11 protein-coding genes and 1 tRNA gene are annotated in these 15538 nt (G+C 48.0%); all 12 read left to right on the top strand.

Going from position 1 to position 15538, the window contains the following annotated elements; translation table 11 throughout:
• The first annotated feature begins 124 nt into the window (after positions 1-124).
• The 12 genes from WH95_RS19635 (at position 125) to fusA (ending at position 15471) form a co-directional block, all read left to right on the top strand.
• Positions 125-200, top strand: a tRNA-Trp gene (locus WH95_RS19635).
• Between the two features lie 132 nt (positions 201-332).
• Positions 333-530 carry a preprotein translocase subunit SecE gene (gene secE / locus WH95_RS19640; protein WP_046510121.1) on the top strand — a complete coding sequence of 66 codons (198 nt, stop codon included), beginning with the start codon at positions 333-335 and terminating at the stop codon, positions 528-530.
• Positions 531-534: 4 nt separating this feature from the next.
• Positions 535-1065, top strand: a complete 531-nt coding sequence (gene nusG / locus WH95_RS19645; protein WP_046510122.1) for a transcription termination/antitermination protein NusG — start codon at positions 535-537, stop codon at positions 1063-1065.
• A 104-nt stretch (positions 1066-1169) separates the two neighbouring features.
• Positions 1170-1598, top strand: a complete 429-nt coding sequence (gene rplK / locus WH95_RS19650; RefSeq protein ID WP_046510123.1) for a 50S ribosomal protein L11 — start codon at positions 1170-1172, stop codon at positions 1596-1598.
• A gap of 4 nt (positions 1599-1602) precedes the next feature.
• Positions 1603-2301, top strand: a complete 699-nt coding sequence (rplA, locus tag WH95_RS19655; protein ID WP_046510124.1) for a 50S ribosomal protein L1 — start codon at positions 1603-1605, stop codon at positions 2299-2301.
• Between the two features lie 326 nt (positions 2302-2627).
• On the top strand, positions 2628-3146 hold the full coding sequence (gene rplJ / locus WH95_RS19660) for a 50S ribosomal protein L10 (RefSeq protein WP_046510125.1): 519 nt from the start codon (positions 2628-2630) through the stop codon (positions 3144-3146).
• A gap of 50 nt (positions 3147-3196) precedes the next feature.
• Positions 3197-3574, top strand: coding sequence for a 50S ribosomal protein L7/L12 (gene rplL / locus WH95_RS19665; RefSeq protein ID WP_046510126.1), 378 nt, complete (start codon positions 3197-3199; stop codon positions 3572-3574).
• A 230-nt stretch (positions 3575-3804) separates the two neighbouring features.
• Positions 3805-7974: a DNA-directed RNA polymerase subunit beta gene (gene rpoB / locus WH95_RS19670; protein ID WP_046510127.1), complete on the top strand. Its 4170-nt coding sequence runs from the start codon at positions 3805-3807 to the stop codon at positions 7972-7974.
• 71 nt (positions 7975-8045) lie between these two features.
• Positions 8046-12224 carry a DNA-directed RNA polymerase subunit beta' gene (gene rpoC / locus WH95_RS19675; protein WP_046510128.1) on the top strand — a complete coding sequence of 1393 codons (4179 nt, stop codon included), beginning with the start codon at positions 8046-8048 and terminating at the stop codon, positions 12222-12224.
• A gap of 292 nt (positions 12225-12516) precedes the next feature.
• Positions 12517-12888, top strand: a complete 372-nt coding sequence (gene rpsL, locus WH95_RS19680; protein ID WP_046510129.1) for a 30S ribosomal protein S12 — start codon at positions 12517-12519, stop codon at positions 12886-12888.
• A 15-nt stretch (positions 12889-12903) separates the two neighbouring features.
• Complete coding sequence (gene rpsG, locus WH95_RS19685) at positions 12904-13377, top strand: 30S ribosomal protein S7 (RefSeq protein ID WP_046510130.1); 474 nt, start codon at positions 12904-12906, stop codon at positions 13375-13377.
• 18 nt (positions 13378-13395) lie between these two features.
• Entirely contained in the window at positions 13396-15471 is a 2076-nt protein-coding gene (gene fusA, locus WH95_RS19690) for an elongation factor G (RefSeq protein WP_046510131.1), read from the top strand.
• Positions 15472-15538 lie beyond the last annotated feature (67 nt).

The raw sequence follows: 15538 nt of genomic DNA on the forward strand, positions 1-15538 counted from the left end.
CTGGTGTCGTTTCAAGCATCTCAAAATAAAATAAAAAAACGTTGATAGGGACGGGGCGTCCTGCTAGAACGCCCCGTCGCCAAGTTGATCTTCTCCGATTCACTTGGATACAACGGCAAAATGTAGGAGAGTAGCTCAATTGGTAGAGCACCGGTCTCCAAAACCGGGGGTTGTGGGTTCGAGTCCCTCCTCTCCTGCCACTTAGAACCCAGCGTGTGCTGGGTTTTGGCATAGTAGGCACCAGGTCTTATTTCTTGTAAATAAACGGTGTATAACTAAATAAGTTTGTATCGATCCGCTCTGAAAGAGCATTAAGTCAAAGGCGTTTGAGAATGGCAAAGACCAACCCCGGTCAGCTCATGAAGGAATTCCGTCAGGAACTGAGTAAAGTTACCTGGCCAACCCGTAAAGAGACACTCGTTACCACTGGTATGGTATTCGTGATGGTTACTTTGACGGCGACGTTCTTCTTTCTCGTCGACTTGGTTCTTAATCAGGGTGTGAAACTTGTTTTAGGTCTGGGAGGATAAAATCATGGCTGCACGTTGGTATGTAATCCATGTCTATTCCGGATTTGAAAAGAAGGTAGCTGAATCTATTCGTGAGCAGGCTGCTAAAAAAGGTATGGAAGACCGTTTTGAAGAGGTGCTGGTTCCTACTGAGGAAGTAGTCGAGATGCGCCGCGGTCAACGTATTAATGCTGAGCGTAAGTTCTTTCCCGGTTATGTGATGGTCAAGATGGACCTGACGGATGAGAGCTGGCACTTGGTGAAAGATACGCCAAAAGTTACAGGTTTTCTTGGTGGGAAGGGGCGTCCTTTACCGATATCCGAGCGGGAAGCGCAAGCAATGCTGCAGCAGGTCCAAGAGGGTGTCGATCGTCCGCGTCCATCTGTTACATTTGAGGTCGGTGAAACCATTCGTGTTAGCGATGGTCCGTTTGCTTCGTTCAACGGTGTTGTTGAAGAGGTTGACGAGGAGAAAGCCCGTCTCAAAGTTGCTGTCTCTATTTTTGGTCGTTCAACCCCGGTTGAGCTGGAATACGATCAGGTCGAGAAGCAATAAAATCGTTTCACGTTTTTCGTTAAGTGGCCACATGTGTGGTTGCTCTTAGTGCGGTGGGCCCGCCATAGCCATACCGCGCACCCAAACTAAATGAGGGTAAATCAATGGCAAAGAAAATCGAAGGCTACATCAAGCTTGAGATCCCTGCTGGTGCTGCTAATCCATCACCGCCTGTGGGTCCTGCGCTTGGTCAGCGTGGTCTTAATATCATGGAATTCTGTAAGGCATTTAATGCTGCAACGGGCGACATGGAGAAAAACACTCCTGTTCCTGTTATCATTACTGCCTACAGTGACCGCTCTTTCACATTCGTTACAAAAACGCCACCAGCCAGCTACTATCTGAAAAAAGCTGCTGGCCTTGCTAAGGGTTCTTCTGAAACCGGTAAGGGTTATGTTGGTTCTGTAACAATGGATCAGGTTCGTGAAATTGCTCAGACTAAACTTGTCGATCTGAACGCAAACGATCTGGATGCTGCTAGCCACATTATTATGGGCACAGCGCGTTCCATGGGCTTGGAAGTGAAGGGATAAGATCATGGCGAAAAAAGGTAAGCGTATTACAAGCGCCTATGAAGGTCTTGACCGCGAAAAGCATTATGATCTTGGTGAAGCTGTAAAGCACATCAAAGCTAACGCAAAAACAAAATTCGATGAAACTCTGGAAATTGCAATGAACCTGGGTGTTGACCCGCGTCATGCTGACCAGAACGTTCGTGGTGTTGTTCCATTGCCGCATGGTACAGGTAAATCAGTTCGTGTTGCCGTTTTTGCACGTGATGCAAAAGCTGAAGAAGCAAAAGCAGCTGGTGCTGAAATCGTTGGTGCTGAAGATCTTATGGAAAAGATCCAGGGCGGCGAAATGGATTTTGATCGCGTGATTGCGACTCCTGACATGATGGCTATCGTTGGTCGTCTTGGTAAGGTTCTTGGTCCTCGTGGTCTTATGCCAAATCCGAAGCTTGGAACTGTTACCCCTGATGTGAAGGGTGCTGTTGAAGCTGCTAAATCCGGTCAGGTTGAATTCCGTGCTGAGAAAGCCGGTATTGTTCACGCTGGTATCGGTAAATTGAGCTTTGGTGAAGATCAGCTGGTTGACAACGTTCGCGCGTTTGTTGCCGCGATCAACAAAGCGAAGCCAACTGGCGCAAAAGGTACATATGTAAAGCGTGTTGCGATCTCATCTACAATGGGTCCAGGCGTTAAACTGGAAGTTTCTTCACTTTCTGCAGAGTAATCTCTGTACGTAGAGAAATTTTTAGTGTATTAGGGCATCACTCAGCGGAAGAATTCGTTCTTCCGCTGTTCCTGCAGCAGGATTTTTAATTCTGTTGCGACCTGTCCGAGACTGTGGGTGTTGTGCTTCGGCAGAACTTAAGTCCTTGTGGGGCCTACATAGACGGGAAGCGAGTTATAGCACGCCGGGTCCTCCGGTTGTGTAAGGCTTGAACTTCCAGGACAGGCGAACCGAATCCTTCTAGTGATGAGGGGTTCTCGTGCAAATCGATCTGAATTCATTTGGCCGAGTTCATATGAATTAGATCAAAAACGAGCGGAGCTACCGTGGATCGTACACAGAAAGAACAGCTCGTCGCTTTCCTTAAGGAAGTCTTCGACGACTCCGGCCTGGTTGTTGTTACTCAGCAATCTGGTCTGACAGTTTCAGAAGTTTCCGAATTGCGTTCAGACGCAAGAGGTAACGGCGCAAGCTACAAAGTTGCGAAAAACCGGCTGGCGAAGATTGCTCTTGACGGCACGAAATTTGAGGCACTGAAGCCACTGTTTTCTGGTCCTACAGCTGTTACGACATCTGTTGACCCGATTGCTGCGGCTAAAGTCTGCGTCGAGTTCGCCAAGAAGAACGAGAAGCTGACTATTGTCGGTGGTGCGATGGGTGACACAATCCTTGATGCTGATGGCGTTAAGGCTCTTGCTAACCTGCCTTCACTCGACGAATTGCGCGGCAAACTGGTTGGCCTATTGCAGGCGCCTGCTACAAAAGTTGCAGGTGTTACGCAAGCTCCGGCTGGTCAGCTAGCACGCGTATTTGGTGCCTACGGGTCTCAAGGCGAAGCTGCTTAACGGTTTTGTTAAATTTTCTCTGTTCAAGCCTTTAGAGGATATGAATTATTATGGCTGATCTTGATAAATTGGTTGATGAACTGTCTAAACTGACAGTTCTTGAAGCTGCTGAACTTTCCAAAAAGCTGGAAGAGCACTGGGGCGTTTCTGCCGCTGCTCCTGTAGCTGTTGCTGCTGCTGCTGGCGGTGGTGATGCTGGCGGTGCTGCTGCTGAAAAAACTGAGTTCGATGTTGTTCTGGCTTCTGTTGGTGATAAGAAAATCAACGTGATTAAAGAAGTTCGTGGCATCACAGGCCTCGGTCTGAAAGAAGCTAAAGAGCTAGTTGAATCTGCTCCTAAAGCGATCAAAGAAGGTGTTGATAAAGCGGAAGCTGAAGACATCAAAGGTAAACTGGAAGCAGCTGGCGCAACTGTAGAAGTCAAGTAATATTGGCTCTCGCGTCACTACCAGTTATAGAAAACCCGGCCGGTACACAGCGCAAGCTGTGTGTCGCGCCGGTTTTCTGCGCCTTTCAGGGGTAGGGCGTAAAACTATCCTGAAGCTGGCTGAATTGTTCGGGTTAACACGAACAGACTAGCCGGCGATTGTTTAGAAATTTATTGGCGTTGGGGATCCTCCCTTTCGTCAACACCCAATGGGACGAGGACGTTACTGACATGGCGAGATCGTTTACGGGTCGCAAGCGCATTCGCAAGGACTTCGGGCGTATCACGGAAGTGAGCACTATGCCTAATTTGATTGAAGTCCAGAAGGCATCTTACGATCAGTTCCTACAGGTAGGCGTTCCTGCTGCTGAGCGCAAAACTACCGGACTTCAAGAAGTATTTGAATCGATTTTCTCGATCAAGGATTTTGCTGAAAAGTCTGAACTGCAGTTTCTGCGTTACGAGCTGGAACAACCTAAGTTTGACGTAGAAGAATGCCAACAACGTGGCATTACCTATGCTGCACCTCTCAAAGTTACTTTGAGACTGGTGGTTTGGGACGTAGACGAAGATACCGGCGCAAGATCAATCCGTGACATCAAAGAACAAGATGTTTACATGGGTGATCTGCCGATGATGACACGTTACGGTACCTTTGTTGTTAATGGTACAGAACGTGTAATCGTTTCTCAGATGCACCGTAGCCCCGGTGTATTCTTTGACCATGATCGTGGCAAAACCCATTCATCAGGTAAATTCCTGTTTGCTGCTCGCGTTATTCCTTACCGTGGTTCTTGGCTTGACCTTGAATTCGATGCGAAAGACCTTGTCTATGTTCGTATCGATCGCCGCCGTAAGCTTCCCGCGACTACGCTATTGCTCGCGCTTGATAATGCAGAGACTGCTGCACGTCGCGCTGAGCTCGAAGACGCAAACGAAGTACTCGCACCTGAAGAAGCACAGGGAATGTCACCAGAAGATTTGTTGAATTTCTTCTATGACACTGTGACTTACGAAAAATCCGGAAACGGCTGGAAGCGTCCTTTTGATGCTGAAGCTTTGAAGGGTGTCAAGCTTAACAACGATCTTGTTGATGCGAAAACAGGTGATGTGGCTGCGGAAGCAGGCACCAAACTGACACCGCGTCAAATCCGTAAGCTTGTTGATGGTGGTCTGACGGACATCTTTGTTCCTGGTGATGATCTTTTCGGATCTTACATCGCGAACGATCATATCAATGCGTCTACTGGCGAAGTTATCTGTGAAGCAGGTGAAGAAATCACCGAAGAGCTTCTGGAAGAACTTGCAGGCACTGGCCTTACCGAGATTGAAGTTCTTGGCATTGATAATGTGAAGGTTGGTCCATACATCCGCAACACACTTGCTGCGGATAAGAATGCAACACGTGAAGATGCGCTTTTGGACATCTACCGTGTGATGCGTCCTGGTGAGCCGCCAACCCTTGAAGCTGCCGAAAAAATGTTCAACGGTCTGTTCTTTGATTCAGAGCGTTATGATCTTTCTTCTGTTGGTCGTGTGAAAATGAACGCACGTCTCGACTTCGAGACCGATGATCAGCTGCGTACACTGCGCCGCGAAGATATTCTGGAGATCGTCAAGATTCTCTGTGAATTGAAAGATGGTAAAGGTGAGATTGATGATATCGATCACCTTGGTAACCGTCGTGTTCGTTCTGTTGGTGAGTTGATGGAAAACCAGTTCCGCGTAGGTCTTCTACGTATGGAACGCGCGATCAAAGAGCGTATGAGCTCTGTTGAGATCGATACGGTTATGCCGCACGACCTGATCAACGCAAAACCTGTTGCTGCTGCGATCCGTGAATTCTTTGGATCTTCCCAGCTTTCACAGTTTATGGACCAGACAAACCCGCTGTCAGAAATTACGCACAAGCGTCGTGTTTCTGCGTTGGGCCCTGGCGGTCTTACCCGTGAGCGTGCTGGCTTTGAGGTTCGTGACGTTCACGCAACGCACTACGGACGTATTTGCCCGATTGAGACACCTGAGGGGCCAAACATTGGTTTGATCAACTCTCTGGCGACTTTCGCGCGTGTAAACCCATACGGCTTTATCGAGAGCCCGTATCGCAAGGTTGTTGACGGTGTCGTCACTGACGAGGTTGTTTACCTCAGCGCGATCGAAGAAGGTCGTTACACAATTGCGGAAGCAAATGCGGCACTGAATGAAGACAATACTTTTGTGGAAGAACTGGTTTCTTGCCGTAAGAGTGGTGATTACTTTATTTCACGTAGCGAAGATATCAACCTGATTGATGTTTCGCCGAAACAGCTGGTTTCTGTTGCTGCTGCGTTGATCCCGTTCCTTGAAAACGATGATGCGAACCGTGCTCTTATGGGCTCGAACATGCAACGTCAGGCGGTTCCGCTGCTTAAAGCAGAAGCACCGTTCGTTGGAACAGGTATGGAGCCACGTGTTGCCCAGGATTCCGGTGTATCTATTTCAGCACGCCGTGGTGGTGTTGTTGACCAGGTAGATGCAACGCGTATCGTTGTTCGTGTTCGTGATGATATGTCCACGGGTGAGGGCGCGGTTGACATTTACAATCTGTCGAAGTTCCAGCGTTCAAACCAGGGTACGTGTATTAACCAACGCCCATTGGTGAAGGTTGGTGACCGCGTTTCCCGCGGTGACATCATGGCTGATGGTCCTTCTACCGATCTTGGCGAGTTGGCTCTTGGTCGTAACGTTCTTGTGGCATTTATGCCTTGGAATGGTTACAACTACGAGGATTCAATTCTGATCTCTGAGCGTATCGTACGCGACGATGTCTTTACTTCAATTCATATCGAAGCTTATGAAGTAATGGCACGTGATACCAAGCTTGGTCAGGAAGAGATTACACGTGATATTCCAAACGTTGGTGAAGATGCTCTTCGCAACCTTGATGAAGCCGGTATGGTTTACATCGGTGCCGAAGTTCAGCCGGGTGACATCCTTGTTGGTAAGGTGACACCAAAAGGTGAATCCCCAATGACGCCGGAAGAAAAACTTCTTCGTGCGATCTTTGGTGAGAAAGCTTCTGACGTTCGCGATACATCTCTTCGTGTTCCTCCTGGGGGTGTTGGTACTGTTGTTGACGTTCGCGTCTTCTCTCGCCGTGGTGTTGAGAAAGATGAGCGTGAACTTGCTATTGAGCGTCTGGAAATCGAACATCTCGCAAAAGACCGTGATGATGAGCGCGGTATTCTGGAACGTTCCTTCTATGACCGTCTGAAAGAATTCGTTCTTGGCAATGTTGTTGTTAGCGGTCCAAAGGGCATGTCTACCGGTGTTAAGGTTGACGAAGCTCTTCTTGCTGACTTCACACCTGGTCAATGGCGCCAGATCGCTGTTGAAGACGATGCTGCCCAGACTGAAATCGAAGCGCTTAACAAGCAGTTCGAAGAGTCTATTGACGAGCTGACAAAACGCTTTGATGACAAGGTTCAGAAGCTACAGCGTGGTGATGAACTGCTTCCTGGCGTAATGAAGATGGTTAAAGTCTTTGTTGCTGTGAAGCGTAAGTTGCAGCCTGGTGATAAGATGGCTGGTCGTCACGGAAACAAAGGTGTTATCTCTCGCATTATGCCTGTGGAAGATATGCCTTATACCGAAGATGGCACACCTGTTGATATCGTATTGAACCCGCTTGGTGTTCCATCACGTATGAACGTTGGTCAGATCCTTGAAACTCACTTGGGTTGGGCATGTCGTGGTCTGGGTCACCAGATTGGTGATATGGCTGTGGATGCACGTCGTACAGGTGATTACGATAACCTTAAATCTAAGTTGCTCGATGTTTATGGTGAAAAAGACTATAACGACGACATCATAGATATGAATACCGATGAGCTTGACGAACTGGGTTACAACCTACGTAACGGTGTTCCGATTGCGACCCCTGTATTCGATGGTGCCAAGGAAAAAGACGTCGTTGAGATGCTCGAAAAAGCCGGGCTTGATAGCTCCGGTCAGGTTCGTCTCATCGATGGTCGTACAGGTGAACAGTTCGACCGTAGTGTAACCGTTGGTTATATCTATATGTTGAAACTACACCACCTTGTTGACGACAAGATCCATGCGCGTTCTATCGGTCCTTACTCTCTTGTTACGCAGCAGCCATTGGGTGGTAAAGCTCAGTTTGGTGGACAGCGTTTCGGTGAGATGGAGGTTTGGGCACTCGAAGCTTACGGTGCTGCCTATACCTTGCAGGAAATGTTGACAGTTAAATCTGATGACGTGTCCGGACGTACCAAAGTTTACGAAGCAATCGTCAAGGGTGACGAGAACTTCGAAGCAGGTATTCCTGAGTCCTTTAACGTTTTGGTCAAAGAGCTTCGTTCTCTTGGTCTGAATGTGGAATTGACACAAAGTGATGCTTGATAACAGGGGCCTTCGGGCCCCTGTAATTGACGTTAAAGATTTAGTGAATAAAATTTTGTCGGGAGACACCGATGTCCAATGAGTTGATGAATATCTTCGGCCAAACTTCTGGGCCAGCAACGTTCGATCAGATCAGGATCTCTATTGCGAGCCCTGAGCGGATCCGTTCATGGTCGTTTGGCGAAATCAAAAAGCCAGAAACCATCAACTATCGTACTTTTAAACCAGAGCGCGACGGTCTTTTCTGTGCGCGAATTTTTGGTCCTATTAAAGATTACGAATGCTTGTGTGGTAAATACAAGCGTATGAAATATCGTGGTATTATCTGTGAAAAGTGTGGTGTTGAAGTTACGCTTTCCAAGGTACGTCGCGAGCGCATGGGCCACATTGAACTGGCGAGCCCTGTTGCACATATCTGGTTCCTGAAATCCCTTCCTAGCCGTATTGGTCTTCTGGTTGATATGCCGCTGAAGGATCTGGAGCGTATTCTCTATTTTGAGAACTTCGTTGTTGTTGAGCCTGGATTGACTCCGATGAAACAGCATCAGCTGCTTTCTGAAGAAGAGTTCATGGATGCACAGGACGAATACGGTGATGATGCTTTCACTGCGAAAATCGGTGCTGAAGCGATCAAGGATATCCTGAGCAATCTGGATCTTGAAGAAGAGAAAGACGACATCCGTCAGGAACTTCGCGATACCAACTCTGAAGCAAAGCGTAAGAAGCTTGTTAAGCGTCTTAAAATTGTAGAAGCTTTCCTGGAATCAGGTTCACGTCCAGAGTGGATGATCCTGGATGTTGTTCCTGTGATCCCGCCAGAGCTTCGTCCGCTTGTTCCTTTGGATGGTGGTCGTTTTGCGACATCAGATCTTAACGATCTATATCGCCGCGTTATTAACCGTAATAACCGTTTGAAGCGTCTGATCGAATTGCGTGCGCCTGATATCATCGTACGTAACGAAAAACGTATGCTTCAGGAATCTGTTGATGCTCTGTTTGACAATGGTCGTCGTGGCCGTGTGATTACGGGTGCCAACAAGCGTCCTCTGAAATCTCTTTCAGACATGCTGAAAGGTAAGCAGGGTCGTTTCCGTCAGAACCTTCTTGGTAAACGTGTCGACTATTCCGGTCGTTCGGTTATCGTGGTTGGTCCGGAATTGAAACTGCATCAGTGTGGCTTGCCAAAGAAAATGGCGCTTGAGCTCTTCAAGCCGTTTATCTACTCCAAGCTTGAACTCTACGGTCTGGCAACAACCATTAAGGCTGCGAAGCGTATGGTTGAGAAAGCCCGTCCGGAAGTTTGGGATATTCTGGAAGAAGTTATCCGTGAGCACCCGGTAATGCTTAACCGTGCACCGACACTTCACAGACTTGGTATCCAGGCGTTTGAGCCAACATTGATCGAAGGTAAGGCGATCCAGCTTCACCCATTGGTCTGTACGGCGTTTAACGCTGACTTTGACGGTGACCAAATGGCTGTTCACGTGCCGCTTTCTCTGGAAGCGCAGCTGGAAGCCCGTGTCCTGATGATGTCAACCAACAACATTTTGTCCCCTGCGAACGGTAAACCGATTATTGTTCCGTCACAGGATATTGTTCTTGGTATCTACTATCTATCCATGATGAACGAAGGTGATGCCGGTGAAGGTATGGCCTTTGGTGATATGGCTGAGATTGATCACGCGCTGAACAACAAAGTGATCACACTGCACACCAAAATCAAAGCGCGTTACCATTCTGTTGATGCAGAGGGTAACCCGACGTCAACTCTGGTCGAAACGACAGCGGGTCGTATGAAGCTTGCCGAGCTTTATCCGCGTCATCCTAAGTTGCCGTTCTCTATGCTGAACCGCTTGCTTCCAAAGCGTGAAGTATCCGAAGTGATTGATATGGTTTATCGTCACTGTGGTCAGAAAGAGACTGTGATTTTCTGTGACCAGATCATGAAACTTGGTTTCAGTCATGCGTGTAAAGCTGGTATCTCGTTCGGTAAAGACGATATGCAGATCCCGGCTGCTAAAGAAGCGTTGATTGAAGAAGCTCAGGCTCAGGTTAAAGAGTTCGAACAGCAGTATCTTGATGGTCTGATTACCCGTGGTGAGAAGTACAACAAGGTTGTTGATATCTGGGCGCAGTGTTCTGACCGTGTTGCCGATGAGATGATGGAAGTTATCGGATCTGGCAAAGGCGACAAAGTTAACTCTGTATACATGATGGCTCACTCTGGTGCGCGTGGTTCTGCGGCTCAGATTAAGCAGCTAGCGGGTATGCGTGGTTTGATGGCGAAACCGGATGGCTCTATTATTGAGACGCCGATTATTTCAAACTTTAAAGAAGGCCTGACCGTTCTTGAGTACTTCAACTCTACACACGGTGCACGTAAAGGTCTTGCGGATACAGCGCTTAAAACGGCGAACTCCGGTTATCTGACACGTCGTCTTGTGGATGTCGCACAGGATGCGATTATCACAGAAGAAGACTGTGGCACAGAGACCGGTATGAACATCTCTGCTGTTATTGACGGTGGTGAGGTTATCGCTTCGTTGAGTGAGCGTCTGCTTGGGCGTACAACACTGGAAGACATGGTTAGCCCGCTAACCAAAGAGGTCATTGTTCCTGCCGGACAAATCATTTCCGAGGAACATCTGGACGAAATCGACAGATCTGGTCTGGATTCTGTTCTCGTTCGCTCCCCGCTGATGTGTGAGTCCAAAAACGGTGTCTGTGCCCAGTGTTACGGTCGTGACCTGTCTCGTGGTACCAAGGTTTATTCCGGTGAAGCTGTTGGTGTTATTGCTGCACAGTCCATCGGTGAGCCGGGTACACAGTTGACAATGCGTACCTTCCACATTGGTGGTGCGGCGCAGGGTGGTTCAGAACAGTCATCTATCGAAGCATCGCTTGATGGTACTGTTCATATTAAAAACCGTAACGTGGTTATCAATTCCGAAGGCGTGCCAATTGTTATGGGCCGTAGTCAGGAATTGATTATCCGTGATGAAAATAACCGTGAACGTGCGCGTCATCGTTTGCAGTATGGTGCCAAGTTGCTTGTTGATGAAGGCATGAGCTGTAAAAAAGGTCAGAAATTGGCAGAGTGGGATCCATATACGACCCCGATCATCTCTGAAAGAGAAGGTATTGCCAATTTCGTTGACTTGGTTGACGGTGTTTCCATGCGCGAAGTTGTTGATGAAACAACGGGTATTTCCAACCGCGAGGTTGTGGAATGGAAAACAGCATCTAAAGGCGCTGATCTGAAGCCACGTATTACTCTGCGTGACGAAAACGGCGAGGTTATTCTGCTCGATAATGATATGGAAGCACGTTATTTCATGTCTGTCGGCGCGATCCTTTCTGTTGAGCCAGGTGCTGAGATCAAGGCTGGTGATGTTCTTGCACGTATTCCACGTGAAGGATCGAAAACGCGTGACATTACCGGTGGTTTGCCGCGTGTTGCTGAGCTTTTCGAAGCGCGTAAGCCAAAAGATTTCGCCGTTATTTCCGAAATCGCAGGCCGCGTTGAGTTTGGTAAGGATTACAAGGCCAAGCGTCGTATCGTTGTTCGTTCAGAAGATGAGAGCATCGAACCACGTGAATACCTGCTGCCAAAAGGCAGACATCTGGCTGTTCAAGAGGGTGACCTCGTTGAAGTTGGTGATCTGCTTATGGATGGTAGCTTGGTACTACATGACATTCTGGATGTTCTTGGGGTTGAGGCCTTGGCTGATTACCTTATCAACGAGATCCAAAGTGTTTACCGTCTGCAAGGTGTGAAGATTAACGATAAGCATATCGAAGTGATCATTCGCCAGATGTTGCAGAAAATTGAGATTCTTGATGGCGGTGACACAACCTTCCTGGTTGGAGAAACTGCGGATCGCGAAGAGTTTGTTGAAGAAAACGAAAAAGCAATTAAAGAAGGTGGTCGCGTAGCGACTGGCCGTCCGATCCTTCAGGGGATTACGAAAGCCAGCTTGCAGACACGTTCCTTTATTTCCGCTGCTTCGTTCCAGGAAACAACACGCGTTCTGACCGAAGCTGCGACCCATGGTAAAATGGATACGCTGATCGGCTTGAAAGAAAACGTTATTGTTGGTCGCCTGATACCTGCGGGTACTGGTGCTGTGATGAAGCGGGTTAAGAAACTTGCTGAAGAACAGGATCAGATCATTGCAGCTTCTCAGGATGCCGCAGCGATTGAGGCTATCGACTCTAGCCTCCCAGGTGAACAGACTCCTGCTGAGTAAGAAATTACTCTGTTGGGCAGAAAAGTTAATCTTGGCCAGAAGCGCAGGAAACTGCGTTTCTGGTTAAAGATTTTGGTGGAACCGTCAAAAATTGCTTGCAAGGCTTGACGGGTGAGGGACGCAACAATAGTATGCGCCCACTTTCGGGAAGTCATCTCCTGCCGTCAGGCATGGGCTGTGGACTCGAAAACCCACGTTTTCTAACTGTTACACTGGATTGAGATGTCCGCGGACGTACTTATTCCGCACGCGTGACAATTAGTATTGTAATATTGGCTTTAAGGATTGCCTGATGCCTACAATTAACCAATTGATTCGTAAGCCGCGTAAAGCACCGGTTTCACGAAACAAAGTACCGGCTCTAGAAGCATGCCCACAGAAACGTGGCGTATGTACTCGTGTTTATACCACGACGCCGAAAAAACCTAACTCTGCTCTTCGTAAAGTTGCACGTGTGCGCCTGACGAACGGGTTTGAAGTTACTAGCTACATTCCAGGTGAAGGTCATAACCTTCAAGAGCACTCTGTCGTGATGATTCGCGGTGGTCGTGTGAAGGATTTGCCTGGTGTTCGTTATCATGTAATTCGTGGTACTCTGGATACCCAGGGTGTCAAAGATCGTCGCCAACGTCGTTCCAAATACGGCGCGAAGCGTCCGAAATAAGGCAAAGGATCTACCATGTCTCGTCGCCATAGAGCTGAGAAGCGTGAAATCCTACCAGATCCAAAGTTTGGGGATGTCACGCTAAGTAAATTTATGAACTGCCTGATGCTTGACGGTAAAAAAGCAGTTGCTGAAAAAATCGTTTACGGTGCGCTTGATCGCATCAGTGAGCGTAACAACACAGAAGATACAGTTTCTGTGTTTCATGAAGCACTAGGTAATGTTCGTCCGGACCTCGAAGTTCGCTCTCGCCGTGTTGGTGGTGCAACTTACCAGGTGCCAGTTGAAGTTCGCTCTACACGTGCCCAAGCCCTCGCCATTCGCTGGTTGATTGGTGCTGCGCGTAAACGTTCTGAAAACACAATGGTCGATCGCCTGGCCAATGAATTGATGGATGCTGCAAATAACCGCGGTGCTGCTGTCAAGAAGCGTGAAGACACGCATAAAATGGCTGAGGCTAACAAAGCCTTTTCACACTACCGTTGGTAATTTAAAAAGGTCATCGTTATGTCACGTACGACCCCGCTTGAGCGGTATCGCAATATCGGTATCATGGCACACATTGATGCTGGTAAAACTACTACTACAGAACGTATTTTGTTTTATACTGGCGTGTCTCACAAAATTGGTGAAGTGCACGACGGTAATGCGACTATGGACTGGATGGAACAGGAGCAGGAGCGTGGTATTACTATTACGTCTGCTGCGACAACCTGTTTCTGGAATGATCACCGTATCAACATCATTGATACACCGGGCCACGTTGACTTCACAATTGAAGTTGAGCGTTCCTTGCGTGTTCTCGATGGTGCTGTAGCTGTCTTTGATTCGGTTGCTGGTGTTGAGCCTCAATCTGAAACTGTTTGGCGCCAGGCTGATAAATACAGTGTTCCACGTATGTGTTTCGTCAACAAGATGGACCGTACTGGTGCTGATTTCTATCGCTGCGTCGATATGATGGTTAAGCGTCTAAATGCTGTTCCTCTCGTTCTGCAAATTCCAATTGGTGCAGAAGCTGAGTACAAGGGCGTTGTCGATCTTCTGAAAATGAAGGCGATCGTCTGGAACGACGAAAGCATGGGCGCAAACTACGACGAAGAAGATATTCCTGCGGATCTCGTCGATAAAGCTAACGAATATCGTGAAAAGCTTATCGAACTTGCTGTTGAGCAAGACGAAGCCGTTATGGAAGCATATCTTGAAGGTGAAGAGCCAGATATGGACACGCTGAAGCGTTGTATCCGTGCTGGTACTATGAACCTGTCTTTCGTTCCTGTTTTGAACGGTACTGCATTTAAGAACAAAGGTGTTCAACCTTTGCTTGATGCTGTCATCGATTTCATGCCTTCTCCGCTAGATATCGATGACGTTCAGGGTGTTCACCCTGATACGGAAGCAGAAGATACTCGTCCAACTTCTGATGATGCGCCAGCTTCTGGTCTTGCTTTCAAGATCATGACTGACCCATTCGTTGGGTCTTTGACTTTCGTACGTGTTTACTCTGGTGTTCTTGAGACTGGTACACAGATCACGAACTCTGTTAAGGGTAAGCGCGAGCGTATCGGACGTATGCTTCAGATGCATGCAAACAGCCGTGAAGATGTTAAGCAGGCGCGTGCTGGTGACATCGTTGCTATCGCTGGTCTTAAAGATACAACAACTGGTGATACTCTCTGTGATAACCTCAAGCCAATTATTCTTGAGCGTATGGAATTCCCAGAGCCTGTTATCGAGGTTGCTGTTGAACCTAAGACAAAAGCTGACCAGGAAAAAATGGGTATTGCTCTGAACCGTTTGGCTCAGGAAGATCCTTCTTTCCGTGTATCTTCTGATACTGAAAGCGGTCAGACTGTCATCAAAGGTATGGGTGAGCTTCACCTTGATATCCTTGTTGACCGTATGCGTCGCGAATTTAAAGTTGATGCGAACGTTGGTGCGCCTCAGGTTGCTTATCGTGAAACAATCACACGCAAGTGTGAAATTGATTACACGCACAAAAAGCAGTCCGGTGGTTCTGGTCAGTTCGCGCGTATCAAAATTGAATTCGAACCTTTGGAGCCAGGCTCAGGGTTTGAGTTCGAAAGCAAGATTGTGGGTGGTTCTGTTCCTCGTGAATACATCCCTGGTGTTGAAAAAGGCCTTGAACAGTCTAACGACGCCGGTGTTGTTGCGGGCTTCCCGATGATCGACTACAAAGCTACACTGATTGACGGTGCTAGCCACGATGTCGATTCTTCTGTGCTTGCCTTTGAGATCGCTGCAAAAGCAGCATTCCGTGAAGGTATTCCGAAGGGCGGTTCCGTTCTTCTAGAACCTGTCATGAAGGTAGAAGTTGTTACACCTGACGAATACATGGGTGATATCATCGGTGATCTGAACAGCCGTCGCGGTCAGGTTCAGGGCATGGATGCACGCGGTAATGCTCAGGTGATCAATGCAATGGTGCCTTTGGCAAACATGTTTGGTTACGTAAACAACCTGCGCTCTATGAGCCAGGGTCGTGCACAATATTCAATGGTCTTTGATCACTACGAGCAGGTGCCTAAGGCAGTTGCTGACGAAGTGGTTGCGAAACTGGCTTAACAGCCCTCTACTAAAGACTTAATAGGAGTTATAGCCGATGGCTAAGGAAAAGTTTGAGCGGACGAAA

The sequence above is a fragment of the Kiloniella litopenaei genome (assembly GCF_000982415.1).
GTDB classification, from domain to species: domain Bacteria; phylum Pseudomonadota; class Alphaproteobacteria; order Kiloniellales; family Kiloniellaceae; genus Kiloniella; species Kiloniella litopenaei.

Excerpts from the sequence above, each read along its gene's own strand:
- secE (WP_046510121.1), top strand. The coding sequence starts at position 333 with ATGGCAAAGACCAACCCCGGTCAGCTCATGAAGGAATTCCGTCAGGAA.
- nusG (WP_046510122.1), top strand. The coding sequence starts at position 535 with ATGGCTGCACGTTGGTATGTAATCCATGTCTATTCCGGATTTGAAAAG.
- rplK (WP_046510123.1), top strand. The coding sequence starts at position 1,170 with ATGGCAAAGAAAATCGAAGGCTACATCAAGCTTGAGATCCCTGCTGGT.
- rplA (WP_046510124.1), top strand. The coding sequence starts at position 1,603 with ATGGCGAAAAAAGGTAAGCGTATTACAAGCGCCTATGAAGGTCTTGAC.
- rplL (WP_046510126.1), top strand. The coding sequence starts at position 3,197 with ATGGCTGATCTTGATAAATTGGTTGATGAACTGTCTAAACTGACAGTT.
- rpoB (WP_046510127.1), top strand. The coding sequence starts at position 3,805 with ATGGCGAGATCGTTTACGGGTCGCAAGCGCATTCGCAAGGACTTCGGG.
- rpoC (WP_046510128.1), top strand. The coding sequence starts at position 8,046 with ATGTCCAATGAGTTGATGAATATCTTCGGCCAAACTTCTGGGCCAGCA.
- rpsL (WP_046510129.1), top strand. The coding sequence starts at position 12,517 with ATGCCTACAATTAACCAATTGATTCGTAAGCCGCGTAAAGCACCGGTT.
- rpsG (WP_046510130.1), top strand. The coding sequence starts at position 12,904 with ATGTCTCGTCGCCATAGAGCTGAGAAGCGTGAAATCCTACCAGATCCA.
- fusA (WP_046510131.1), top strand. The coding sequence starts at position 13,396 with ATGTCACGTACGACCCCGCTTGAGCGGTATCGCAATATCGGTATCATG.